This is a genomic window from Tenacibaculum sp., from assembly GCF_050290165.1.
In the GTDB taxonomy this organism is placed as follows: Bacteria; Bacteroidota; Bacteroidia; order Flavobacteriales; family Flavobacteriaceae; genus Polaribacter.
The window spans coordinates 510,078-536,338 of record NZ_JBNKHD010000015.1 but is presented as its reverse complement, the minus strand read 5'-3'; the positions used below and the strand labels follow the sequence as shown (position 1 = coordinate 536,338).

Annotated in this window: 25 protein-coding genes; 12 read left to right on the top strand and 13 right to left on the bottom strand. The window is 32.4% G+C overall.

Annotated features, from left to right (window positions below):
* Complete coding sequence (locus ACQY6M_RS13750; RefSeq protein ID WP_428742459.1) at positions 1 to 1,074, bottom strand: esterase-like activity of phytase family protein; 1,074 nt, start codon at positions 1,072 to 1,074, stop codon at positions 1 to 3.
* A gap of 75 nt (positions 1,075 to 1,149) precedes the next feature.
* On the opposite strand from ACQY6M_RS13750, the gene ACQY6M_RS13745 reads away from it, so the two are divergent.
* Complete coding sequence (locus tag ACQY6M_RS13745) at positions 1,150 to 1,539, top strand: DoxX family membrane protein (RefSeq protein WP_428742458.1); 390 nt, start codon at positions 1,150 to 1,152, stop codon at positions 1,537 to 1,539.
* 41 nt (positions 1,540 to 1,580) lie between these two features.
* Here ACQY6M_RS13745 and ACQY6M_RS13740 read toward each other — a convergent pair whose 3' ends face one another.
* The 7 genes from ACQY6M_RS13740 to ACQY6M_RS13710 all read right to left on the bottom strand — a co-directional run bounded on the left by ACQY6M_RS13740 (position 1,581) and on the right by ACQY6M_RS13710 (position 9,043).
* A complete protein-coding gene (locus ACQY6M_RS13740) occupies positions 1,581 to 2,039 on the bottom strand; it encodes a GyrI-like domain-containing protein (RefSeq protein ID WP_428742457.1) in 459 nt (152 codons plus the stop codon).
* A gap of 63 nt (positions 2,040 to 2,102) precedes the next feature.
* Positions 2,103 to 2,759: a lysoplasmalogenase gene (locus ACQY6M_RS13735; RefSeq protein WP_428742456.1), complete on the bottom strand. Its 657-nt coding sequence runs from the start codon at positions 2,757 to 2,759 to the stop codon at positions 2,103 to 2,105.
* Between the two features lie 3 nt (positions 2,760 to 2,762).
* The gene (locus ACQY6M_RS13730; protein WP_428742455.1) at positions 2,763 to 3,374 is read right to left on the bottom strand and encodes a hypothetical protein; all 612 of its coding nucleotides are present in this window, start codon (positions 3,372 to 3,374) and stop codon (positions 2,763 to 2,765) included.
* Positions 3,375 to 3,393: 19 nt separating this feature from the next.
* A complete protein-coding gene (gene ligA, locus ACQY6M_RS13725; RefSeq protein WP_428742454.1) occupies positions 3,394 to 5,391 on the bottom strand; it encodes an NAD-dependent DNA ligase LigA in 1,998 nt (665 codons plus the stop codon).
* A gap of 4 nt (positions 5,392 to 5,395) precedes the next feature.
* The gene (locus ACQY6M_RS13720) at positions 5,396 to 5,959 is read right to left on the bottom strand and encodes a hypothetical protein (RefSeq protein ID WP_428742453.1); all 564 of its coding nucleotides are present in this window, start codon (positions 5,957 to 5,959) and stop codon (positions 5,396 to 5,398) included.
* A 120-nt stretch (positions 5,960 to 6,079) separates the two neighbouring features.
* The gene (locus tag ACQY6M_RS13715; protein WP_428742452.1) at positions 6,080 to 7,522 is read right to left on the bottom strand and encodes a glyceraldehyde-3-phosphate dehydrogenase; all 1,443 of its coding nucleotides are present in this window, start codon (positions 7,520 to 7,522) and stop codon (positions 6,080 to 6,082) included.
* Positions 7,523 to 7,660: 138 nt separating this feature from the next.
* Positions 7,661 to 9,043, bottom strand: a complete 1,383-nt coding sequence (locus ACQY6M_RS13710; RefSeq protein WP_428742451.1) for a trypsin-like peptidase domain-containing protein — start codon at positions 9,041 to 9,043, stop codon at positions 7,661 to 7,663.
* 136 nt (positions 9,044 to 9,179) lie between these two features.
* Between ACQY6M_RS13710 and dapF the strand changes: the two genes are divergently transcribed.
* The 4 genes from dapF (at position 9,180) to ACQY6M_RS13690 (ending at position 12,287) form a co-directional block, all read left to right on the top strand.
* Positions 9,180 to 9,956, top strand: coding sequence for a diaminopimelate epimerase (dapF, locus tag ACQY6M_RS13705; protein WP_428742450.1), 777 nt, complete (start codon positions 9,180 to 9,182; stop codon positions 9,954 to 9,956).
* Complete coding sequence (locus ACQY6M_RS13700) at positions 9,956 to 10,480, top strand: GNAT family N-acetyltransferase (RefSeq protein WP_428742449.1); 525 nt, start codon at positions 9,956 to 9,958, stop codon at positions 10,478 to 10,480. Before dapF ends, ACQY6M_RS13700 begins: the two co-directional genes overlap by 1 nt.
* Positions 10,473 to 11,501, top strand: coding sequence for an endolytic transglycosylase MltG (gene mltG / locus ACQY6M_RS13695; RefSeq protein ID WP_428742448.1), 1,029 nt, complete (start codon positions 10,473 to 10,475; stop codon positions 11,499 to 11,501). Before ACQY6M_RS13700 ends, mltG begins: the two co-directional genes overlap by 8 nt.
* A 222-nt stretch (positions 11,502 to 11,723) precedes the next feature.
* Complete coding sequence (locus tag ACQY6M_RS13690; protein ID WP_428742529.1) at positions 11,724 to 12,287, top strand: peptidoglycan-binding protein LysM; 564 nt, start codon at positions 11,724 to 11,726, stop codon at positions 12,285 to 12,287.
* A 46-nt stretch (positions 12,288 to 12,333) separates the two neighbouring features.
* Here the strand turns inward: ACQY6M_RS13690 and ACQY6M_RS13685 are convergent, their stop codons facing one another.
* From ACQY6M_RS13685 to dnaA, 3 genes are all read right to left on the bottom strand, one after another.
* On the bottom strand, positions 12,334 to 13,038 hold the full coding sequence (locus ACQY6M_RS13685; protein ID WP_428742447.1) for an SAM-dependent methyltransferase: 705 nt from the start codon (positions 13,036 to 13,038) through the stop codon (positions 12,334 to 12,336).
* Entirely contained in the window at positions 13,038 to 13,493 is a 456-nt protein-coding gene (locus tag ACQY6M_RS13680; protein ID WP_428742446.1) for a low molecular weight protein-tyrosine-phosphatase, read from the bottom strand. Before ACQY6M_RS13680 ends, ACQY6M_RS13685 begins: the two co-directional genes overlap by 1 nt.
* Before the next feature lie 126 nt (positions 13,494 to 13,619).
* Complete coding sequence (gene dnaA / locus ACQY6M_RS13675) at positions 13,620 to 15,044, bottom strand: chromosomal replication initiator protein DnaA (RefSeq protein ID WP_428742445.1); 1,425 nt, start codon at positions 15,042 to 15,044, stop codon at positions 13,620 to 13,622.
* A 173-nt stretch (positions 15,045 to 15,217) separates the two neighbouring features.
* On the opposite strand from dnaA, the gene ACQY6M_RS13670 reads away from it, so the two are divergent.
* From ACQY6M_RS13670 to secA, 4 genes are all read left to right on the top strand, one after another.
* Entirely contained in the window at positions 15,218 to 15,622 is a 405-nt protein-coding gene (locus ACQY6M_RS13670; RefSeq protein WP_428742444.1) for an acyl-CoA thioesterase, read from the top strand.
* 21 nt (positions 15,623 to 15,643) lie between these two features.
* Positions 15,644 to 16,216 carry a cob(I)yrinic acid a,c-diamide adenosyltransferase gene (locus tag ACQY6M_RS13665; protein WP_428742443.1) on the top strand — a complete coding sequence of 191 codons (573 nt, stop codon included), beginning with the start codon at positions 15,644 to 15,646 and terminating at the stop codon, positions 16,214 to 16,216.
* Positions 16,217 to 16,315: 99 nt separating this feature from the next.
* Positions 16,316 to 16,537 carry a DUF2795 domain-containing protein gene (locus ACQY6M_RS13660; protein ID WP_047789198.1) on the top strand — a complete coding sequence of 74 codons (222 nt, stop codon included), beginning with the start codon at positions 16,316 to 16,318 and terminating at the stop codon, positions 16,535 to 16,537.
* Positions 16,538 to 16,664: 127 nt separating this feature from the next.
* Positions 16,665 to 20,012, top strand: a complete 3,348-nt coding sequence (secA, locus tag ACQY6M_RS13655; protein ID WP_428742442.1) for a preprotein translocase subunit SecA — start codon at positions 16,665 to 16,667, stop codon at positions 20,010 to 20,012.
* 69 nt (positions 20,013 to 20,081) lie between these two features.
* Here the strand turns inward: secA and ACQY6M_RS13650 are convergent, their stop codons facing one another.
* Positions 20,082 to 21,173 (bottom strand): DUF2911 domain-containing protein, encoded by a 1,092-nt coding sequence (locus ACQY6M_RS13650; RefSeq protein ID WP_428742441.1) that lies wholly within the window; start codon positions 21,171 to 21,173, stop codon positions 20,082 to 20,084.
* A 261-nt stretch (positions 21,174 to 21,434) separates the two neighbouring features.
* On the opposite strand from ACQY6M_RS13650, the gene ACQY6M_RS13645 reads away from it, so the two are divergent.
* On the top strand, positions 21,435 to 22,307 hold the full coding sequence (locus ACQY6M_RS13645; RefSeq protein WP_428742440.1) for a UDP-2,3-diacylglucosamine diphosphatase: 873 nt from the start codon (positions 21,435 to 21,437) through the stop codon (positions 22,305 to 22,307).
* Between the two features lie 2 nt (positions 22,308 to 22,309).
* A complete protein-coding gene (locus ACQY6M_RS13640) occupies positions 22,310 to 23,326 on the top strand; it encodes a glycosyltransferase family protein (protein ID WP_428742439.1) in 1,017 nt (338 codons plus the stop codon).
* Here the strand turns inward: ACQY6M_RS13640 and ACQY6M_RS13635 are convergent.
* Positions 23,313 to 23,978 carry a uracil-DNA glycosylase gene (locus tag ACQY6M_RS13635; protein WP_428742438.1) on the bottom strand — a complete coding sequence of 222 codons (666 nt, stop codon included), beginning with the start codon at positions 23,976 to 23,978 and terminating at the stop codon, positions 23,313 to 23,315. The two genes, ACQY6M_RS13640 and ACQY6M_RS13635, sit on opposite strands and share 14 nt — an antisense overlap.
* A 37-nt stretch (positions 23,979 to 24,015) precedes the next feature.
* Between ACQY6M_RS13635 and ACQY6M_RS13630 the strand changes: the two genes are divergently transcribed.
* Complete coding sequence (locus tag ACQY6M_RS13630) at positions 24,016 to 26,223, top strand: endonuclease MutS2 (RefSeq protein WP_428742437.1); 2,208 nt, start codon at positions 24,016 to 24,018, stop codon at positions 26,221 to 26,223.
* Positions 26,224 to 26,261: the final 38 nt, after the last annotated feature.

The window sequence follows — 26,261 nt, the reverse complement described above, 5'->3', positions numbered from 1 at the left end:
TTATTTCTCTTCAATTTCAATCAATAAAAATTGATTCAATTGCTTGCCGTATACTTGAAAATTATCATCAGACGCTACAATTAACGACCTGTTTCCGTTAGACAACTTTGGACCTAAAGTAATTGCCTCTATATTATCAATAATTTTATTTGTTAATTGATTTTGAATGGTACTAAAATCTAGCAGCAACTCTTTCTTTAACGGAATATACTTTTCTTGTTTTAAAGATTGAATCTCCAAGGTATTTGTTGAAGTATCATCAATAGTTGCTTTAAAAATTCTAACCACATTACCATAACTTCCATAACCACTTTGGTACGCTCTTTCAATAACAAAAAAGTGATCTTTCTCGTATTCTAAAATGGCCGTTACTCCATTCAAATTTACATTCCCTTTCGCTGGTTTGTCTATTTTTTCTAATTGATAAGCAAACTGTTTAGTTGCTTCTTTCGACTCATTATCAAAATAAGTGATTCTTATGGGTGATTGTGTTTCATGAAATGTTGGCTCTTCTCCATCTGCTTCCAAAGGTGCTTCCATAGAAACCCAAACTCCTTTTCCATCAAAGCTTCTTGATGAACCTTCAAAAACACCATTGTGTTTTGGTTTTGCTTCTGAAGTAGCCTTGAAATAACTAGGTATGGTCATTTCATTTTTGAACTCCCCATTAAAATCTACTTGAAAAATACTCGGATCTTTTTTATATCGGATAGATCCTTCGCTAGTTAAATTAATCAATCCATTATCTATAAAAATAGATTCTAAATCTAATACGTGATTTTTAGAAAACTGACTAGTGGTATCTAATTGAATTAACTTGTTAAATTCTATCGACTTGATAGAATCGTTTTGAATGGTTACATCCGCCACTAAAATCCTTGGATTAGCGGCATCATCTACCACCATATAATAACTATTATTGTAAAAATCAATTCCAGAAATCCCTCCAATAACTGTACTGTCAATCTGCAATGAATCTTTAACTACATATTCATTTAAAAACTTAAGTGAAATAGCTTGTTTTTTACAAGCCACTAAACCTATAATCAATAAAGCAAGTGCTATTTTTTTCATATTTACAAAAATATTGTTTTTAGTTTATGTAAGCATTAAAAATTACCTCGTCTAATACAACAAACTTTATTAAATATGAAAAAATACATACCTTTTATTTTAAAGTTGGTAGCTGCCATTATAATGTTACAAACATTGTTTTTTAAATTTACTGGAGCGCAAGAAAGTATTGATTTGTTTACCAAAATAGCAGGAAGTAATGAAGCTTACATGCGATTGGGTACTGGTACCTTAGAACTAATTGCTTCCATTTTATTATTTGCACCCAACAAAACATGGTTAGGAGCGTTTTTAACTATTGGACTTATGGGAGGAGCAATTATGAGTCATTTAACTATTATAGGTATAGAACACAACCACGATGGTGGTGCCCTATTTATAAGTGCTATTATAACCTTTGTTTCAGGATTGATTTTATTAATTTTAAATAAAAAAAGCATTCCAATAATTGGAAGTAAATTGTAGTTCTACAAACATAAAAAAGAGCGGTTTAAACCGCCCTTTTATTAGTTTATTCCTATAAATATTTCAATTTCAGCATTTGTTGGATCTGTAGCTTTCGACCCATAAACTTCAAAATCGGAAGTATAAGCTCTGTTAATATCTTCATTCCATATCTCTATCCATTTGCTATACACAACACCTTCATTCAAATTTCCTTTTGCTACATATTTTTTATAGTTTGGAGCTTCAATTTTCTTACTAATCATTCCTTCTGGAATATCAGTTATTTCATCCACTCTACAACCAATAATTGTAGTGTATGGCTTAGTATAATCTGACTCATAATCGGTATAAACAGCGTAAATTTCATCAGAAGATTTATTTAAGATTTGTTTAGCTATATTTTCCGACATAAATCTTTGCCATAAAACAGGTATATCTTTTGCTGCTTGTTGGTTCTCGTTGGTGGTTCTTACCGAAATCCCAACAATGTAAAATGGTTCTTTTTGTTCTGTACTCATCTTTTGTTTTTAAGTTTTAAACAAAAATAAAATCTAGCTATGTCAACCCTATGTCAGGAGTTTTTAATTTTCTTTAGCTATGATTGCCTTAACAATTAAGTACTGAGAAACGACATACAATACTATAATTGCTATATCAAACAATCGTTTTGGTGTGTAAAAGTTATTCAACGCTATTAAACTATCTGAAGCTATAAACAATACAGCTCCAAGTAACAACCAAGAATTTGCTGTTGTTTTTTGTTGACGGTAATTCAATAATGCTGCTGTTCCAAAAGTTGAGATAGTAATTCCGTATACAATTACTGGCAATAACATATCACCTAAATTATCGTAAATTAAACCTAACAGCCCTACAAACAACAACACAAAAGGTATGGCTGAAGTTATCATTTTTACTGTTAAATCTTTAAACAACATATCGGTTGTAATTTTAATATAAACAACATGAGCTACTAAAAAAGATGCTAAACCAAACACAAAGAAATTAGCTTTATCTAACAGAAAAACATCACCCCAAAACGAAAAAAACAACGCTGACAACAACCAAAAACTAGGTTTTTTAACCGATACTAAATACACTATTGCCAGTGTTGTCATCAGCAATGGTTTAAAAATCATTTCGATGGTTTTACTCTGTGTAATTACCGCATACACATCAGCAATAGCAATCAATAAAAATACAATGGAAGCTAAGGTTATTTTGGTTTGTTTGATCATGTTTTATAAGGAATTTTCACTTCTCTTTTTATATTCAATATCTTTTCTATACTCTTCTATATTTTCTTGTGATTTTTCTTCTGCAATATCATAAATCTTTTTATCTGGGTTACTGAAATGTAATCTAAATTCAACTATTTTCTTTACTGTTAAAAAAGAAACTATAAAAACCCATAAAAAATGGAAAACTTTAGTTTTCTCTATAAAATCAACTATTTTACCTTCAAAAATACTATTCAATAAAAAATATAACCCCGTAATTAAAAGAGCTACAAAAAACATTTTATTTACTTTAATAAAATATTTTAACTTTCTAAAGTTAGAATTTAAACTAAAAAAAATAAAGTCATTTAAATATATCTTAAAAAGACTAAACCATCTTAGCTTAAAACTCATTATTAAACTTACAGTAGACTCTCCTACTTTTAGCTCACTTACAGCCAAACTCCTGTACACATTAATTTTCTTATTTTTTAAAGTGCAATAACTTTCTTTATTACTTACTCTTGTAATCTCATAACCTTTATAATATTTAGGTAAAACATGAGGTGATACTTTTTCTATAATCAATTTAGTATTATAAATAAATTTTTCTTCTTCTAGTTTAAGTTTCACACCCATTTCTTTACTATTATTAACTAACCATATCAATAAAATCTTGTTCAGAAATAATTGGGATTCCTAAACTTTCAGCTTTTGTAAGTTTACTTGGTCCCATATTATCACCTGCTACAATATAAGTTGTTTTTTTAGAAATTGTGCTCGACACTTTTCCTCCGTTGTCTTCAATCGCTTTTTTGAGTTCATTTCTACTCATTTGATGAAACACTCCTGAAACCACAAAGACTTTGCCTGCTAGCTTATCGGTTTGTCCTTCTAAACTCTCTGCAGAAACTTCTAGCTGAACTCCGTATGATTTTAATCGATTTATCAATTCAATATTTCCTAAATCATTTGAAAAATCAATAATACTTTGCGCTATTCTATCCCCAATTTCGTCAACTGCAATGAGCGTTTCAAAATCAGCATTCATTAAATTATCTATCGACTTAAAGTGTTTTGCTAATTTTTTAGCTACGGTTTCACCTACAAAACGGATTCCTAGTGCAAACAACACTTTTTCAAACGGAATTTCTTTCGATTTCTCAATTCCGTCAATCATATTTTGCGCTGATTTTTCTGCCATTCGCTCTAACGGAATAACCTGCTCCTCTGTCAAATCATATAAATCCGCGTAATTTTTTATCAATCCTTCTTTACACAATAAATCAACCGTTTCACCACCTAATCCATCAATATCCATAGCTTTTCTACTGATAAAATGCTTGATTCTACCTGTAATTTGTGGCGCACATCCAAATTCATTAGGACAATAATGTTTTGCGTCACCTTCAGTTCTTACCAACTCGGTATGACATTCAGGGCAATGCGTTGCATATTGAGTAGGAACAGAATCTGCTGGACGTTTTGTTAAATCTACACCCACAATCTTAGGGATAATCTCTCCTCCTTTTTCAACAAAAACAATATCTCCTACTCGTACGTCTAGTTTTGCTATTTGGTCTGCATTATGCAACGAAGCCCTTTTCACAATCGTTCCTGCCAACTGCACAGGTTCTAAATTTGCAACTGGAGTTATTGCTCCTGTACGACCTACTTGATACGTGATTTCATTCAACACTGTTGAAACTTGTTCCGCCTTAAACTTATACGCAATTGCCCAACGAGGTGCTTTTGAAGTATATCCTAATTCATCTTGCTGTTGAAATGAATTTACTTTCACCACAACTCCATCTGTTTCATAAGGTAATGTATGACGTTTTACATCCCATTCGTTTACAAAATCTAATACTTCTTCTATCGACTTCGCCAAAACTATTGTATCTGGAATTTTAAACCCTACTTTTCTAGCAGCTTCTAGACTTTCAAAATGTGAAGCATATTTGCGCTCTCTGGTTACCAACTGATACAACAAACAATCTAATGGACGTTTTGCAACTTCTGCACTATCTTGCAGCTTTAAACTTCCACTAGCTGTATTACGTGGATTTCTATATGGTTCTTCATCATTTGCTACTCTCTCTTCATTCATCCTATTGAATCCATCTAATGGTAAGATGATTTCTCCTCGCATCTCAAAATCATGAACAAAATCAGTCTTTAATGATAATGGGATTGATTTTATAGTACGGATATTCGTAGTTACATTATCTCCTTGAAAACCATCTCCACGAGTTACCGCCTGTACAAATTGTCCATTTTCATACGTAAGATTGATAGAAGCCCCATCGTATTTTAGTTCACATGTGTATTCAATTTGATCGGTTCCTAGTATTTTCTGAACACGTTTTTCCCAATCCAATAAATCTTCCTTAGAATACGAATTATCTAACGAATACATCCTATGCTTATGAGCAACTGTTTCGAAGTTTTTAGTTACTTCTCCTCCTACTCGTTGTGTAGGCGAGTTTGGATCAAAAAACTCAGGGTTCTCGTCTTCTAACTGCTGAAGCTCTTTTAACTTAATATCAAAATCATAGTCTGATATAGTTGGTTCATCCAACACATAATAATTATGATTATGTTTATGTAGCTCTTCTCTTAACTGTTGTATCTTTTCTTGAACTGTCATTAAATTATTGTCTAACGGTACCTGTAAAATGATTGATTTTTGAATTGATTGGATTTCCCGAAGCTCGTCTAAAAGAAGCTAATTGACCTGTGTGCCAAATAGCATCTGCAATAGGCCCGTTAATAGCATTCCATAACGGATGCTCTTTATCTCCAAAAATTATTTTGTGTTGAGATACATCCTCACTTTTTCTAAAAATATCACTAGCTAACTTTAAGTTTTCTAAAGTCGCCTCTCGCTTTTGTTCAAAGGACATTCCTGATTCTGGTTCCTTATAAGGAACTTTCAAAGCAGCATTTTTAATTACTTGCGATAAATTTAAAATATGATCTATTGTTTCCTCTGAAGTTTTTGCTTCTTTACTTGGCTTATATTGCAAGTCTTTTTTAGTTAAACCTTCAGTTGACCAATAATAACGGAATCCTAAACCATCAATCATTCTACTAATTACAGAACCTGCCGTAAACTCTTGAGCTTCTTTAGGAATTTCGTAATATGGTAATTTAGTTTGTGAGTTTGTTGTAATTGCAGCAAACAAAAACAACATTGGTGTAAATACTGCCTTCATCAAGTAAAATTTTGACGCTAATTTAAGGAAAAGATTCATGAGTTATTGCATAACTTTTTTCAATAAAAAAAGCCAGAGTAAACAACTCTGGCTCATTTATATTTTACTTATAGAAGCATCCTAATAGTAAGTATAACGACGTACCTTAGCAATATGTTTAGCTAAACGCATTACTTGGTGAGAGTATCCATACTCATTATCATACCATACATAAATTACGATTGTATCTCCATCTGCAATAGTAGCTTTACTATCAAAAATAGATGGCGCTGTAGTTCCAACAATATCAGAAGATACTAACTCATTACTTAATGAGTATTGAATTTGCTCTACTAAATCTCCTTCTAATGCATATTTTTTCATAATAGCATTTACAGACTCTACTGTAGCTGGAGTATTTAATTGTAAGTTTAAGATAGCTAACGATCCGTTTGGTACTGGTACACGAATAGCGCTTGACGTTAATTTACCTGCTAATGCTGGTAACGCTTTTGCTACTGCTTTTCCTGCTCCAGTTTCAGTAATTACCATGTTTAAAGCAGCTGCTCTACCTCTTCGGTATTTCTTGTGCATATTATCAACCAAGTTTTGGTCATTTGTATATGCATGGATTGTTTCTAAGTGTCCTTTTTTAATTCCGAAGTTATCTTCTAATACTTTTAATACTGGAGTAATAGCATTCGTTGTACAAGAAGCAGCAGAGAAAATATCAATGTTATCAGGATTGTTCTCGTTGTGGTTTACACCGTGAACAATGTTAGGCACACCACCTCCTGGAGCTGTTAATAATACTTTACTAGCTCCTTTAGATTTTAAGTGACGACTTAATGCTTCTTCATCTCTAAAAGCACCTGTGTTATCTATAATTAACGCATCGTTAATTCCGTATTGAGTATAATCAATATCTTCTGGTTGATTCGCAGAGATCATATATACTGTAGTTCCGTTGATGATTAACGCATTGTTATCAGCATCTACCTGAACAGTCCCTAAGAAATCTCCGTGTACTGAATCTACACTTAATAATGAAGCTCTTTTTTCTAATACTGTTTGATCAATATTACCACGAGTAACTACAGCTCTTAAACGTAATTGAGAACCTTTACCCATTTTGCTACTCAACTCACGAGCTAATAAACGACCAATACGTCCAAATCCGTACAATACTACGTCTTTTGGTTTAATATCTTCAGCCTCTGTAGCATCTTTTAACTGCTCTTTTACAAAAGCTACTTTATCAGCAGAAGCATCATCTTGTAAATGATATTCGTAAGCTAATTTACCGATATCTAATTTAGATGGTGGTAAATCGATTGATTGAATTGCTTTTGCAATTTCTAATGCATCATCAATAGAAATTGGTTTCGCAACAAACTCTTTTGCATAGTTGATTAAGTTTAAAACCTCACTAGCTCTTTTGTCTACTAATTGGTTTCTAAATAGTACTAACTCGATAGATTTATCATACCATAAATCGTTAACGATGTTAATAAACTCAACAGTAGCTCTTCGAACTTGCGCTTGATTTACTACTTCTTTTTCGTAATTTGTTATTGTTGACATAGTTGTGTGTTAACTAAAATTAAAAAATTTGTGCAAAAATAGGTATTTCTTCTCTATTTTATATCTGTTTTATAAAAGAAAAATCCTGTTGATTTTTTTCTTTCAACAGGATTTCAAAAAGTTAAATTTCTAACTATTTTAATACTTATATTTTTCTACTTGTCCGTCAGGACTAATCAATTCTAAATACATTCGTTGCGAACCATTATAACTATCAAAAAGTGAAGCTGCTTCAGATGCATTTGCTACAGACTTTCCATTTATTTTTGATACAACATATCCTGGACCTACTTTAAAATATCTAAATCCTTCATTATTTGTAGCCACTATCTTAGCTCCTCCAGTTACTCCAAACTTTTTTCTTTCTTTAGCCGTTAAATCTTTTAATTGAACACCAAAAGAAAATGAAGTATACGTGCTTCTTTTACTCAATTTAACAGTTTTCATCAAGTCTTCTCCATTTCTATTCACTGTAACATTTACGTATTCACCAGGCCTTTTAGCTGTTAACTGTCCTTTTAAATCAGAAAACTTAGAGATTTTCACATTGTTTACTTGAGTAATTATATCTCCTTCTTTTAAGCCAGCTTTTAAAGCATCACTCTCTGCATCAATAGAACCAATTTTAACTCCTTCTACATCTTTTGCGTCATTATCAACTCCTATTCCTAAAATAGCTTCTTGAACAGTCCCGAACTCTAATAAATCATCTACTACTTTTTTAGCAATATTTGAAGGCACTGCAAAAGAGTAGCCTATAAATGATCCTGTTCTTGATGAGATAGCTGTATTAATTCCAATCAATTCTCCTCTAGTATTCACCAAAGCACCACCGCTATTCCCTGGATTAACGGCAGCATCTGTTTGAATAAAAGAGTCAATATTAGTATTACCATCTAAGTCTCGTCCTTTAGCACTTACTATACCCGCTGTAACTGTAGATGTTAAATTGTACGGGTTACCTACCGCTAACACCCACTCACCTACTTTAATGTTATCTGAATTCCCAAAAGGTAAATTGGGCAATTCAAAATCAGCATCTACTTTTAACAATGCAATATCATTGCTTTTATCAGCTCCTATTAAAGTCGCTTTTAATTTTTTTTGATTGTTTAGAGTGACTTCTAAATCACTTGCACCTTCAATTACATGATTATTAGTTACAATATATCCATCAGGAGAGATAATAACTCCACTTCCTGTTCCTACTTGCTCATATTTTCGTGTACCACTCCCACTTCCATAAAACAATTCTGCCAATGGGTTTTGCTGTGTTCGTATAGATGTATTTTTAACATGTACTACTGCATGCACAGTCTTATCTGCAGCTTCAGTAAAATCAGTTGGAGTTGATGTTGAATTTATAACTGTAGGTGTATAATTTGCTCTTACAGTTTGTATGGTCGGCTCTCCCGGTTTTCCTACTACCACTTGCGGTTTTTCTATTACCATTTTGTATCCTGCAAGTGCTATGGCGCCTCCTAAAAACGCAATTCCTAAAGTTTTAAAAGTTTTCTTCATATGCTTACAAAATTTTATATTTCAAATATACTATTTTAACATTTTGAGTAAATGTGTTTAACTTCTATTTAACGGATTTTAACCGCTATTTAACAGTCTTCTTTCCTTGATAAAATATGTATCTTTGTCCATTATTATGGAATTAGAATTTTACAAATATCAAGGAACTGGGAATGATTTTATCATCATTGATAATCGTTCAAAAACCTTTCCAAAAAATAATACTGACATAATTGCAAAATTGTGCAATAGACATTTTGGCATTGGTGCTGACGGTTTAATTTTACTTGAAGAAGATACTAACACTAATTTTAAAATGGTGTACTACAACTCTGACGGTAACGAAAGTACTATGTGTGGTAATGGTGGACGTTGTATTGTTGCTTTTGCTCATAAATTAGGCCTTTTTGAAACTAATACTACTTTTATTGCTATTGATGGACTTCATCATGCTTCTATTTCTAACAATATTGTATCTCTACAAATGATTGATGTTAATGAAGTGAAAATCTTTAACGATTACGTTTTCACCAATACAGGATCGCCACATCATGTACAATTAGTGAAAAACCTTGCAGATTATGATGTGTTTTCTAACGGAAGAAAAATCAGAAATGAAGTTTACAACGCAGAGGGAAGTAATGTTAATTTTGTAGAACAAATAAACCATAACACTTTTAAGGTTCGTACCTATGAACGTGGTGTGGAAGACGAAACTTTAGCTTGTGGTACAGGAGTTACCGCTGTTGCCATAGCTATGCATGCAACAAAAAAAACAGACCGTACTTCAATTGTTCTACCTGTTGAAGGTGGCACGTTAGAAGTTTCTTTTAATGAACAAAATGGCAATTACACAGATGTATTTTTAAAAGGACCTGCTACATTTGTATTCAAAGGAAAAATAAATTTTTAGTGTATACGTTAACAGGAACATATATCAATTTAAGAGCTTTAGAGCCTGAAGATTTAGAGTTTTTGTTTCAAATCGAAAACAACGAACTCTTTTGGGAAGTTAGTCATACGCAAGCTCCTTTTTCTAAATTTTTATTGAAACAATATTTAGAAAATGCTCATTTAGATATTTATGAAGCTAAACAGTTACGTTTGATTATAGAAGAGAAATCCACTAACAAACCTATTGGAATGATTGATCTATTCAATTTCAACCCTCAACACAGAAGAGCTGGAATTGGAATTTTAGTTCACCCCGATTTTCAGCGAAATGGATTTGCTTCGGAAGCTTTAGAGTTATTAATCAATTATAGTTTTACACACCTACAGTTACATCAACTATATGCTAATATTACAAATGATAACACCAAAAGCTTACACCTTTTTCAAAAGCACAACTTTAAAAAAATTGGTATAAAAAAAGATTGGACATACAACGAAGGAACATATAAAGACGAAATATTATTTCAATTAATCAATGAATAAGAAGATACTTTTAGGAAGCATTCTCGCCATTTTTTTAATTGGTGGAATTATTGGATTTAACTACTATCAAAAAATATTTGGAAAAGCAGTACAAAAAGATGGAGCTATTTACATAGGTTCTAATGCTTCTTTTGAAGATGTAACAAAACAACTTACCGAATTTGTTAAGTATCCTGAAAATTTTGTTTGGGTAGCCGAAAAGAAAAAATTCACCCAACCTAAAGGAGGTAAATACTTATTAAAAGAAGGCATGAGCCTGAACGATGTTGTCAATCTTTTAAGAAGCGGAAATCAAACCCCTATTAAATTATCATTCAACAATCAAGATACTTTAGAGAAATTAGCAGGAAGAATTGCTGAACAAATTGAAGCAGACTCAATTGCTCTTTTACAAGCAATGACAGATACCAGCTTCTTGTCAACTAACAATTTTACAGAAAAATCTGTTTTAGGAATGTACATTCCGAATAGCTACGAATTTTACTGGAATACTTCCGCAGAAAACTTTCGTGATAAAATGTTGCGTGAATACAAGCGTTTTTGGACTACTGATAGATTAGAAAAAGCTAAAAAACTAAATCTTTCAAAAGAAGAAGTCATCACATTAGCTTCCATTGTTCAAAAAGAAACTGCTAAAAAAGTAGAACGTCCTATTGTAGCGGGTTTATATTTAAATAGATTAAAAGACAATTGGCCTTTACAAGCAGACCCTACTATTATTTACGCCATTAGAGAAATAAATGGTCAAGATTTCGTTGTAAAAAGAGTATTGAATAAAGATTTGGAAATCAATTCTCCTTATAATACCTACAAAAATACGGGATTACCTCCCTCTCTAATTGCAATGCCTGATATTTCATCTATTGATGCTGTATTAAACCGTCAAAATCACAATTATTATTACATGTGTGCGAGTGTAGATAAAATTGGTTTTCATGAGTTTGCTAACTCTTTAGCACAACACAATCGAAATGCTGCAAAATACCAACAATGGATACATCAACAAGGAGTAAGGAGGTAAATTAACAAAATTTTATTTTTACAAAAAGAAGGTGAATTTTATTAAATCGTTAATAAAATTCACCTTCTTTTTTAAATTAACTAATAAAACACTAATGAAACCATTAATACTTCAATAAACAAACAACTTCAATTCATTGGTTTTTAATGTTTTAGAAAAATTTACCGTATCTTTGCCTAGCTAAACAGAAAGTTATTAGTTATCAGAAATTTAGTATTAATCATTGGGGGGATTATATTACTAACTAGTTTCACCGTCTTAAATGACAAAAAAGAAAAAGCTGTTACCACACCGGTACCAGCACACGAAATAGAAAAGGTAAATATTCCCTTTTTACAAAAAGACTTTGTTGGTTTTAAAGAAGCACTTGCTTTTAAAGAATCACAAGGAAACTACAGAGTAGTTAACGAACTAGGTTATTTAGGTAAATACCAATTTGGTAGAGAAACCCTAAAAAGATTCCGAATTTACAATACCGATTACTTCCTTAAAAACCCAAAATTACAAGAACGCACATTTGTTGCTTATTGTAAATTAAACAAATGGATTTTAAGAAAAGATATTAAAAGAAGTGTAGGTAAAACTATAGGAGGAGTTAAAATTACCGAATCAGGCATTTTAGCAGCAGCACACTTAGGTGGAGCTGGTAATGTGAAAAAGTTTTTACGTTCTAACGGAACTATTAAATTTAACGATGCCTTTGGGACTTCGATGCAATCGTATCTTGAAAAATTTGCTGATTATGATGTTTCTAACATCAAAGCAAATAAGAAACCAATCGTATAACAGAAACTATTTAAAAAAGTAAAGCACCGATAACTCGGTGCTTTTTTTATTTATGAATGATAAAAATAGCTGGGCGCTTATGCAAATCAGGCTTTACATTTTTCCATTCTTTTACTGTTAATGTCTTAATATATTCTGACGGAAGTGTAATATCACAAGCAACACAAACCCTAGTTTCAGGAGACAGTATAGCTCGCAAATCTTCTAACATTTTTTCATTTCTATACGGTGTTTCTATAAAAATTTGCGACTGATTTTTATCTTTAGAAAGCTTTTCTAAATCTTTAATCGCTTTCTTCCTATCTGATTTATCGATTGGTAAATATCCATTAAACGCAAAACTTTGCCCGTTCATTCCAGACGCCATAATAGCCAACAAAATAGAGGAAGGCCCCACTAACGGTACTACTTGAATTCCTTTTTGATGCGCTAACTTAACAATGGTTGCACCAGGATCGGCTACCGCAGGAACTCCTGCCTCAGACAACAATCCTACTGAAATACCTTTTTCACAAACATCCAAGTAATTTTTCGTTTCTAAATCATCTGAATATTTATCCAACAGCATCAATTCCAAAGAAGGTTGTGGCTTTGAAGGAGTAATTCTTTTAATGAATCTCCTAGCTGACTTCTCATTTTCTACAATAAAATAATCCAGTTGCTCAACAACCTTTTTTACCGATAAAGGCATTACCTCTAAAGGTTCTGTATCCCCTAAAGTTGTAGGTATTAAGTATAATTTACCTTTCATTACTTTCTAATTTTTGAAGCTATAATCTCACAAACTTCGTCTAACATTTGGTACACTTTTTCAAAACCTTGATCTCCTCCATAGTATGGATCAGGAACACTCATATCTTCATAAGGATACAATTCGTTCAAAATCATCTTTACTTTTTCTTGCTGTTCCATAGTATCAGCCATTGCTATGATATCTTCATAATTGTCTTTATCCATAACAAAAATCATGTCAAACTCTTCAAAATCTTTTTTAGCAAACTTTCTTGATCGTTGATTTGTAATATCAATCCCATATTTTCTAGCTACTTCAATCGAGCGTTTATCTGGTAATTCACCTACATGGTAACCAGTTGTACCTGCAGAATCAATTTTAAAGTCTTCTAAAGATAATTTTGATTGCAAAATACCTTCAGCTAATGGCGAACGACAAATATTCCCTAAACAAACCATCAATATTTTCTTCATCTATACAACATTTCTCAAGTCATTAATTTCAAGATTAATCTACCCTCATAAATAATGACTCTTGTTTACTAAATAATTTAAAAATCTCTATAAAAATAAAAAACCTCACGTTGTGAGGCTGTTTGTTTAAAGTGTTAACTTCTTCGTTAAATCTTCAACATATTTCTTAAACTGCTTATCTGTCTCAGTCAAATTATCAACAGTTTTACAAGCATGTAATACTGTTGCATGATCTCGTTTTCCTATCTGACTTCCAATACTAGCTAAAGACGACTTTGTCATACGTTTTGCAAAATACATTGCTAACTGACGTGCTTGTACAATATGTCGCTTACGAGTTTTAGACTGTAGCGTAGCTACATCCATATCAAAATACTTTGATACTACTTTTTGAATATAATCTACTGATAACTCTTTCTTCGTATTCTTTACAAACTTATCTACAATTTGTTTCGCTAATTCAATTGTAAACTCTTTTCTATTGAAAGAAGCTTGTGCTATCATTGAAATAATCACTCCTTCTAACTCACGAACATTCGATTTGATATTTTTAGCAATATACTCAACTATTTCTTCAGGCATTTCTACTCCATCTCTATACAGCTTATTTTGTAGTATAGAAATTCTAGTTTCATAATCAGGAGCTTGCAATTCTGCTGATAACCCCCATTTAAAACGAGATAAAAGACGTTGTTCGATATCTTGCATATCAACAGGAGCCTTATCAGAAGTTAAAATTACCTGCTTTCCATTTTGATGTAAATGGTTGAATATATGGAAGAATACATCTTGTGTTCCAGCTTTTCCCGATAAGAACTGTACATCATCAATAATTAAAACATCAATCATTTGATAGAAATGAATAAAATCATTTCTTGTATTCGATTTTACCGAATCTATAAATTGCTGTGTAAATTTTTCCGAAGAAATATATAAAACAGTTTTATCTGGATATTTATCTTTAATCTCTACTCCTATTGCATGTGCTAAGTGAGTTTTTCCTAAACCAACACCACCATATATTAACAATGGGTTAAATGATGTCCCTCCAGGTTTGTTTGCCACAGCCATACCTGCAGAACGCGCTAACCTATTCGAATCACCTTCAACAAAATTTACAAAATTATAATTAGGATTTAACTGCGATTCAATCTTCACCTTCTGTAACCCAGGAATAATAAACGGGTTTTTCAACTCTCGTTTAGACTCCAAAGGAACGGTTACCTTTTGAGGTTTTAATGGGTTACGGTTAGAACTAGGAATTTTAACTGTTTGTGGGCTATTACTACTATACGTATTTTCCATACGCACGTCGTAAATTAACTTTGCCTCATTCCCCAATTCGCGCATTAAAGCTACTCTTAATAACTTGATATAATGCTCTTCCAACCACTCGTAAAAAAATTTGCTAGGCACTTGTACCGTCAAAGCTTCGCCTGCCAATTTAATTGGTCTTATTGGCTCAAACCAAGTTTTGTACGCTTGGGGTTTAATATTATCTTTGATAAAAGACAAGCATTCCGTCCAAACTGAATCGGCTGTTTTAGTCATATTCGGTAAAAAACAATTTAGTTGTTATTTTTTATTCAAGTTTAGGGGACACAAACATTAATGTCTGAGCGAACAAAAGTGTGAATAAAATTTAGCATAAAAAAATCAAATTGCTATTGACTTTTATTTTTTTTTTTGCGTAACGTTAATGCAATTAAAATATAAAAAAGATCTTGCAAAAACATCATACATCTATACGAGTTCGATACGGAGAAACTGACCAAATGGGAGTTGTTTACCATGGGAATTATGCTCAGTTTTTTGAAATTGGTCGTACCGAATGGCTACGTTCTATGGGCGTTACATACAAATATATGGAAAAAACGGGAATTATGCTCCCTGTAATTTCTTTATCGTGTAATTTTAAAAAATCAGCGTTCTATGACGATCATTTAACTATTACTACGATTCTTAAAAAAACACCTTCGGTAAAAATTGAATTTGACTATGAAATCATAAATCAAAACAACGAATTAATCTGCACTGGAAATACGACCTTAGCTTTTATTAACAGTGACACAAAAAAACCAACTCGTTGCCCTGATTATATTTTAGATAAATTAGCCATCTTAAAATAGCCTATCAATCAAATAATAAACATGAAAATATATACTAAAACTGGTGACAAAGGTACTACCGCATTATTTGGTGGTACTCGAGTCCCCAAACATCACTTACGAATTGAAAGTTACGGAACAGTTGACGAGTTAAATTCTTACATTGGCTTGATTAGAGATCAAGAAATAGACATCTCTTTAAAAAACGCGCTTACAAAAATTCAAAGTGACTTATTCACTTTAGGAGCTATGCTTGCCACACCTCCAGAAAAAGAAGTATTAAAAAGCGGAAAAGAACGTCTTAATATTCCTAAAATTAATGATACTTCCATTCAGTTTTTAGAAGATGAAATTGACTTTATGAACAAAGACTTACCTCAAATGACGCACTTTATTTTACCGGGAGGACATCAGATCGTGTCATTTTGTCATATTGCACGCTGTGTATGCCGTAGATCTGAGCGTTTAGCTGTCGCTTTGAATGAAGAAGAAGCCATAAGCGATACCATATTAAAGTATTTAAACCGACTTTCTGACTACCTTTTTGTGTTGGCACGAAAGTTGACTCAAGACTTACAAGCTGAGGAAATTAAATGGATTCCTGAAAAGCTATAATTAAGTTCTTTTTTTATTGACTCACATTTTTTAAAAAAAACTTGACTTTTTACAAAAAAAAATTATTTTTGCGGAAAATCTTATTAAACAGATAAAGAAATGTATTGGACACTTGAATTAGCATCTTATTTAGCAGATGCACCTTGGCCTGCAACTAAAGACGAATTAATTGATTATGCAATTCGTACTGGGGCACCGTTAGAAGTGGTTGAAAACTTACAAGATATTGAAGATGAAGGTGAGGCATACGATTCTATTATTGAAATCTGGCCAGATTACCCTACAGAAGAAGATTATCTTTGGAATGAAGATGAATATTAATAAAACACAACCTTAAAAGTCTCTATTTACAGAGGCTTTTTTTTTGCTTACTTTTAAGCACCCAAATAAAAAACATAAAACACGCTGATTGAACAAGTTTAATCAGTTAAAAAACAATATTTTACAAATGAGCGTTTTAAATTCGATTATAAAACTATTTGTTGGAGACAAACAACAAAAAGACCTAAAATCTCTACAACCGATCGTTGAAAAGGTACGATCTTTTGAAAATTCATTAAGCAATTTATCCAACGATGAGTTACGAGCAAAAACAATCGAATTTAAATCGAAAATAAATGACGCTACAAAATCTTTTACAGATAAAATAACCACTCTTGAAGAAGAAGCTCTAACTGCTGACATTGATCGTCAAGAAGATATTTATGCTGAAATTGACAAATTAAGAGATGAAGCCTACGAAGCATCTGAGGCTGTTTTATTAGATATTATGCCAGAGGCTTTCGCAACTGTAAAAGAAACTGCTAAACGTTTTGCAAACAACACTGAGCTTGAAGTAACCGCAACTCCTTTTGACAGAGAATTATCAGCTACTAGAGAACATGTAACTCTTGAAGACGACAAAGCATACTGGGCTAATTCTTGGGATGCTGCGGGAAAACCAGTTACTTGGGATATGGTACACTACGATGTACAGTTAATTGGTGGATCTGTTTTACATCAAGGTAAAATTGCCGAAATGATGACTGGAGAAGGTAAAACCTTGGTTTCTACCCTACCAGTATATTTAAATGCATTAACAGGTAATGGAGTACACGTAGTTACTGTAAACGACTACTTAGCAAAACGTGACCGTGCGTGGATGGCTCCTATTTTTGAGTTCCATGGATTAAGTACAGATTGTATTGATTATCATCAACCAAACTCTGAAGCTCGAAGAACTGCTTATAATGCCGATATCACTTACGGAACCAACAATGAATTTGGTTTTGACTATTTACGTGATAATATGGCTAATTCTAAACAAGATTTAGTACAACGCGCACCAAACTATGCTATTATTGATGAGGTTGATTCTGTTTTAATTGATGATGCTCGTACACCATTAATTATTTCTGGACCAGTACCACAAGGAGGTCGTCATGAGTTTAACGAATTAAAACCATTAGTTGCCGATTTAGTTTCTCTTCAAAATAAATATTTAGTAGGTGTTTTAGCAGAAGCTAAACGCTTGATTAAAGAAGGAGACACCAAAGAAGGAGGTTTCTTATTATTGAGAGTTTATAGAGGTTTACCAAAAAACAAGGCTTTAATTAAATTCTTATCACAAGAAGGAATCAAACAAATTCTTCAAAAAACTGAAAACTTCTACATGCAAGACAACAATAAGTTGATGCCAGAAGTTGATGCTGAATTATGGTTTACTATTGAAGAGAAAAACAATCAAATAGATTTAACCGATAAAGGGATTGCACACCTTTCTGAAATTACTAAAAACGAAACATTCTTCGTATTACCAGACATTAGTGTAAAAGTTGGTCAAATAGACAAAAGTGATGCTACTCCAGAAGAAAAAGCAAATCAAAAAGAAGAGTTATATCGTGAGTTTAGTGTAAAAAGTGAACGTATCCATACTATGAATCAGCTTTTAAAAGCTTATACAGTTTTTGAAAAAGATGTGGAGTATGTGGTAATGGATAACAAAGTAATGATTGTTGATGAGCAAACAGGTCGTATTATGGACGGTCGTCGTTACTCTGACGGATTACACCAAGCTATCGAAGCGAAAGAAAATGTAAAGATTGAGGATGCAACACAAACTTTTGCTACTGTTACTTTACAAAATTACTTCAGAATGTACCGCAAGTTATCAGGTATGACAGGTACAGCAATTACTGAAGCTGGTGAATTCTGGGAAATCTATAAATTAGATGTTGTTGAAATTCCAACGAACAAACCAATTCAAAGAGACGATAAACAAGATTTAGTTTACAAAACTACACGTGAAAAATACAACGCAGTAATTGATGATATTGTAAAATTAGTTGGAGAAGGAAGACCAGTATTAGTAGGTACTACTTCGGTTGAAATCTCTGAATTACTAGGAAGAATGTTACAAATGCGTAAGATTCCTCACAATATCTTAAATGCGAAATTACACAAGAAAGAAGCTGATGTAGTTGCTGAAGCTGGTAAACCAGGAGTAGTAACAATTGCAACAAACATGGCTGGTCGTGGTACCGATATTAAATTATCAAATGAAGTAAAAGCCGCTGGAGGTTTAGCAATTATTGGTACAGAACGTCATGATTCTCGTCGTGTAGACCGTCAGTTACGTGGTCGTGCAGGACGTCAAGGAGATGTAGGTTCTTCTCAATTCTATGTAGCTTTAGACGATAACCTAATGCGTTTATTCGGTTCAGAAAGAATTGCTAAAATGATGGACAGAATGGGGTTAAAAGAAGGTGAAGTAATTCAGCATTCTATGATTTCTAAATCTATTGAAAGAGCACAAAAGAAAGTAGAAGAAAACAACTTTGGTATTCGTAAACGTTTGTTAGAATACGATGATATTATGAACGCACAGCGTGAGTTTGTATACAAACGTCGTCGACATGCTTTAGACGGAAAACGCTTACAAATTGATATTGCAAATATGATTTATGACACATGTAATTCAATTGTGATACAAAACAAAGAAGCAAAAGATTTCCAAAACTTCGAGTTTGAATTAATTCGTTTCTCTTCAATGACTTCTCCTTTTTCTGAAGAAGAATTCAATAAAGCAACAGAGCAAGAATTAACGGATAAATTATATCAGATAGTAACAGAACACTACAAAGAAGATGCTGGAAGAAATGCTGAAAATGCATTCCCTGTGATTAAAAATGTTTTTGAAAATGAAGGTGATCGTTACGAGCGTATTGTAGTTCCTTTTACAGATGGTACTAAAACTTTACAAGTAGTTACCAACTTAAAAGAAGCTTATGAAAGTGGAGGTAAATCATTAATAAACGATTTTGAAAAGAACATTACCTTAGCGATTATTGATGAAAACTGGAAAGATCACTTACGTAAAATGGACGAGTTAAAGCAAACCGTTCAAAACGCTACATATGAGCAAAAAGATCCATTATTAGTATACAAGTTTGAAGCTTTTGAATTGTTCCAAGAAACTATTGATAAGATTAACAAAGAAGTATTATCATTCTTATTCAAAGGACAATTACCTAGCCAAGAAGCTTCACAAGTTTCAGAAGCTCATGAACAACAAAGAGAAAAGTTAGACTTACGTAAAGACGAAGTTCAAAACTCTACACAACAAGCTATTAGTAATGCTCGTAACCAACAAACACAAGAACAACAAATAATTGAAACTGTTGTACGTGAGCAACCAAAGATTGGACGTAACGAAAAGGTTACCATTAAAAATGTAATGACTGGTGAGGAGAAAGAGGTAAAATTCAAACAAGCTATTCCATTATTAGAAGAAGGAACTTGGGTATTACATAAATAAGTAATCTTAATTATCACATATAAAAAAGCTCGGTTAAACCGAGCTTTTATTTTTTTATACCCAAGGGAACTACATTTCTCCTAATTCTTTTAATAACTTTTCTGAGTTAGCTTTTACATTTGCTGGCGGATTTAATGACAGTGACTTTTTTAAGGCTTTTACAGCATTCTTTTTATCTCCTGCCTCTTTATAGGCCTCTCCTAAACTATCATATGCATTAGCGCTTGTTGGATTATTATCTACATTTCTTTTCAAATACTTTATTGCGCGTGCATAATCCTTCGCTTTTATCATGGTATACCCTAATCTATTAAGCTGATTGGTATTAGCCATCGATGCTGCTTCATCCATCAATTTACCATACTCTTCTGCCCTACCCAATTTGTTCAATATTTGCGCTTTTATAGACAAGTTATTAAATGTCTTTTGACTAAAAAATTGTCCTGCTATCGCTTTATCAATCCAAACTAAAGCTTCATTTAAATCGCCTCCATTATTTAGAGAGAAATTAGCCGCTTGCTCCCATGTTTGTCTACTAAATCCAGGTTGATCCTGCAACTTCTTACGTATATCTTCTAAAACAATTTTCGTAACATCGACCTCTATTTTAAAAGGTATTTCCTTCTTTTCCCATTTTAAAGAAGCTATCGCTGATGTTGCATCCACATCTGTAAAATCAAAAGTAAGTTGCTCTACAAAAGGAATTGTTTTCGTTTTTACATTAACTCTCAAAGCATCTTCATTTGGATCATAAAAAAAACTACCCCATGCAGTGTAGTTTTTTGAGAAAATTACTGTTGCTGTATTATCCTTGTTTATAACCATATGCAACCCATATTTACCGGCTTTTAATGGTTGTCCTTCAATCGTAACATCATTTGTAAACTTAATAATTGTATTCTCATTGGCTCCAGCTCGCCACGGCGATTCTTTTGCTGTACCAAATCTTAAATCATTCATTCCATACGGAACTAGTTTCCCCCATATTTCTCTGTTTTTAACACTAGGACGAGAATACTTAATGTAAATATCTGTTATTCCTATACGTTGAGAAACAGTTGCCTGTTGGCTTCCTCGAGGTAAATTCAATTGTGCATGCATATCAACACTTAACAAGACTAAAAAGCACACAATAATTCTGGTAAATTTGTTTGATTTCATCTTTAATTTTGGTTTAGTTAAATTCTTTTGCTTCTCAATTTAAAAACAAATTAAAAACACCTCTGTTAGCAATTCGTTAAAGTCTAATTTCTATAAACTATAATTAACTGTTTTTTAACACCTAACACCAAAACCTATTTACTTTCATATAACTTTTACCATACTTTAACTTAAAACTCTCATTACCAATACTTCATATTTAGTTTACTTTTTAAAAACATTTAGAAAATAACTTTGAGAGATATCGAAGAATACTATAGAATGAAAAAATACAAAAGGCGTAAAGTAGACATTGCAGTAATATCAGATGTACATTTAGGAACCTTTGGTTGTAGAGCTACCGAACTTCACAATTACTTAAAAACCATCAATCCGAAAGTTTTAATCCTGAACGGAGATATTATTGACATTTGGCAATTCAACAAGCGTTATTTTCCTAAACCTCACATGAAGGTCATCAAGCAATTGATGAATTTTATAACTTCTGACACAAAAGTATACTATATAACTGGAAATCACGATGAAATGCTCAGACGATTTAAAGGGTTTCGTTTAGGTAGCTTTGAAATTGTAAATAAAGTAGTACTTGATATTGATGATAAAAAAGGGTGGTTTTTTCACGGAGATGTCTTTGATGTAACCATGCAACACTCAAAATGGCTTGCTAAATTAGGAGGTATGGGTTATGATTTTTTAATCTTAATCAATACGGTGGTAAACTGGATTAGCCAGAAACTTGGATACGGTAGATTATCTTTTTCTAAAAAAATTAAAAACAGTGTAAAAAGCGCTATCAAATTCATCAACAATTTTGAGACTACCGCTGCAGAAATTGCAATTAATGAAGGATATGACTACGTTGTTTGTGGTCATATTCATCAACCAGAAATAAAGACAATTAACACTAGTAATGGAACAACTACGTATTTAAATTCTGGTGATTGGGTTGAAAACTTAACTGCTTTAGAGTATAAAAATAAAACGTGGTCTTTATACGAATATGAAAAAGATGAAATAGCCAAAAACGTTCATTTGAATTATACTGTAAAAGATATAGAACTGGTAAATTCAGAACATGACAATAGTACTCTTTTTACAGAACTTCTAAAAGAATTCAACATTAATACCCAATAGTTATGAAGATATTATACGCTTTTCAAGGAACAGGAAACGGGCATGCAAGTAGAGCTTTAGAAATCATCCCTCACTTACAAAGACGTGGTGAAGTTGACATACTTGTTAGTGGGTCTCAATACGAAATTCAACTTCCTTTTGAAATAAAATATAAATTACACGGGCTTGGATTTGTATTTGGTAAAAAAGGAGGTATCGACTTGATTAGTTCTTTAAAAAGCTTTAACTTAAAAAAAGTATATCAAGAAATAAAAGCACTTCCTGTAAAAGAATACGATTTAGTCATCAATGATTTCGAACCTATTTCAGCTTGGGCCTGTCTTTTTAAAAACGTTCCAATTATTTCATTGAGCAATCAAAATGCTTTATTAAACGAGAACAATTCCGCTTATAAAAAATTTAGGCTAGAACGTTTGATTATAAAATATTATGCTCCGGCAAAAAACAAATTCGGATTCCATTTCAAAACGCACTCATCCTCTACCTTTTTACCTATTATTCGTAAAGAAATTCGTTATAGGAATATCACCAACAAAGGACACTATACCGTATACTTACCATCTTATAGTGATGAAAAGATTATAAAAATACTTTCAAAAATAAAAGACACTAAATGGCAGGTTTTTTCCAAAAATAGTAAGGAACATCAGTTTTTTCATAATATTACCATTCTTCCTATTAACGACGATACTTTTATACGCAGTATTGCTTCTTCTAAAGGTATCATTTGCGGAGCTGGTTTTGCTACTCCCACTGAAGCTTTATACCTACGCAAAAAACTATTGGTTATCCCTATGAAAAATCAATACGAACAACAATGTAATGCTGTTACATTAAAAGAAATGGGAGTTACTGTTGTTAAAAAATTAAGTAAAAAACAGCTTCCTAAAATTGAGAAATGGATTAATTCCAACAAAATAGTTGACGTTCACTACCCTGATGTTACTGAAGACATTTTAGACGCTATAATTTTACCATATTACAACAAAACAATATTGCCTGAAATTACCATTGAATAGTGGTTGAGCCAATACCTTCTAAAAAAGTGTTGGTTTTAGAAAAATGTTTGTTACCAAACCAATATCCTCGGTTTGCACTTAAAGGTGATGGATGTCCTGAAGTTAAAATATGATGTTTCTTTTTATCAATAAGTGTTGTTTTCTTCTTTGCAAAACCGCCCCAAAGTAAAAACACTACATCTTTTTTTTCTTCAGATATTTTTTGAATTACTGCATCGGTAAACTGTTCCCACCCTTGTTTTTGGTGACTTCCAGCCTCTCCTGCCCTCACTGTTAATGTAGCATTCAACAACAATACACCTTGCTTAGCCCAACGTGATAAATCACCACTTTTAGGATAAGCTATATCTACATCCTTTTCTATCTCTTTAAAAATATTGATAAGTGATGGAGGATGTGCTATACCATCATGAACCGAAAAACACAATCCATTTGCTTGCCCCATTCCATGATATGGATCTTGACCTAAAATCACTACTTTTAAATCATCTAAAGCACAAAAATCAAACGCCGCAAAAATATCTGTCCCTTTAGGATAACAAGTATTATTAGTATATTCACTTTTAACAAAGTTGGTAAGATTTTCAAAATAAGGTTTCTCAAATTCTGATTGTAAAATATTTTTCCAACTATCATTAATTTTTACTTGCATTGTTTGTTATTTTTGTCGTGGTTTCAAATATACTATTTTGACTAAAAACATTTCAGAAAAAACACTTCAAGATTTAGAATTTACAACGGTTTTAGAACAAGTTGCTACGCATTGTATCTCTAATTTAGGAAAAGAGAAAACCATGCAAATACATCCTATTTCAAACAAGAAAAAATTATTTTTTGAGTTGAATATGGTTAACGAGTATTTGGCTTCATTTGAAAACGAGAACAGAATTCCGAATCACCATTTTGAAGATATTTCTGAAGAAACCAAACGACTTGCTATTGAGAATAGTTTTCTAGAAACCGATGGTTTTTTGAGAGTTTCAGCCGTTTCAGAAACCGTAAATGAGCAAAAGAAATTTTTAAAAAAATTTGAAACCTATTACCCTACGCTTTTCGCTTTAAGTGATGAAATTGAATTCACTACCGTTATTGTAGATAGTATTAAAAAGATTATCACTCCCTTTGGTGAAGTTGCCGATAATGCTTCTGCAGCTCTAAAGCAAATACGAAAAGATATAGGAGCTGTTAGAGGTAAAATTTCGGAGAGTTTTTCTCGTGCCTTGAGTAAAAATATTGCGAGCGGTTACTTAGATGACATCAAAGAAACTGTTATTGACAACCAACGTGTATTGGCTGTTTTAGCAATGCATAGACGTAAAGTTAAAGGTAGCTTACTAGGATCTTCAAAATCAGGAAATATAGTTTACATTGCTCCGCAAGCTACTTTAGCTTATAGCAGAGAGTTACAAAACCTGTTATATGAAGAAAAGCAAGAAGTGGTACGTATATTGAGAACTTTAGCTACAGAAATACGTCCTTATACCCCACTTTTAACGGAATATCTTACGTTTTTAACACATTTAGATGTTGTAGGAGCCAAAGCTAAGTATGCAAAAAGTATTAACGGATTGTTACCTAAAATTACCAAAGAGAAAAAAATCTTTTTAAAAGATGCCTTCCATCCTATTTTATGGCAAAAAAATAAAACTAAAGGCATTGAAACGATACCACAAACTCTTGAACTGAACGAACAACAACAAATTATTGTTATTTCAGGACCTAATGCTGGAGGGAAAAGTATCACGTTAAAAACAATTGGTTTGTTACAACTCATGCTACAAAGTGCGCTGTTAATCCCAGTTCATGAACGTAGTGAAACGACACTATTCAACACAATTTTAACAGATATTGGAGATAATCAATCCATCGAAAATCAATTAAGTACCTATAGCTACCGATTGAAAAACATGCGTTATTTCTTAAAGAAATGCGATCACAATACCCTGTTTTTAATTGATGAGTTTGGTACAGGTTCTGATCCAGAATTAGGAGGTGCTTTAGCTGAAATTTTCCTGGAAGAGTTTTACGAAAAAAAAGCTTTTGGAATCATTACCACGCATTATGCGAATTTAAAAGTACTGGCTGATGAATTAGACAATGTTACCAATGCCAACATGCAATTTGATGAGCGTTCTTTAGAGCCTTTATACAAATTATATATCGGACAAGCAGGAAGTTCTTTTACGTTTGAAGTAGCACAAAAAAACGGAATTCCATACAGCTTAATTAATCGAGCTAAAAAACGTGTAGAGACCGAAAAAGTACGTTTAGACAAAACCATTTCTAAACTTCAAAAAGAGCGAAATCGCTTGCAAAAAACTTCTGAGAGTTTAGACAAACAAAAATCGAAAGGTCAAGAACATATTGAAAACCTACAGGAAAAAGAATTAAGAATACGCGAAAAACTAGAAGGTTTCCAAGAATTGTACGATAACAACCAACGCATGCTTTCTTTGGGAAGAAAAGTAAATGAGTTATTGAATAAATATTTTCAGACCAACAATAAAAAGGAGTTGTCAACCAACTTTTTTAAATGGGTAACTACTGAAAAAACAAAACACTTAAAAAAGAATCCTCCTATAAAGAAAACGAAGGTAGAAAAACAGCAAGAAAAAGTAGCCGCGCAAAAACAACAAGAAGCTATTCAAAAAGTAGAAAAAGAAGTGCTTCAAAAAGTGGTAAAAGTGCGTGAAGAGAAGAAGAAAGAAGCCGAAAAAATTGCCAAAGAAAAAGCAGCCTATGTTTTTAAAGTAGGAGATCGTGTTCGCTTAACAGATGGAAATGCCGTGGGTACCATTGATAAAGTAGAAAAGAAAAAAGCATTTATCAATTACGGTTTGTTTACTACTGAGGCTAAAATTGAACAATTAGAATTGGTAGAACGAGCTAAGAAATAATGTATTAGCACTACAAAACTTTTTCATATATTTACTTA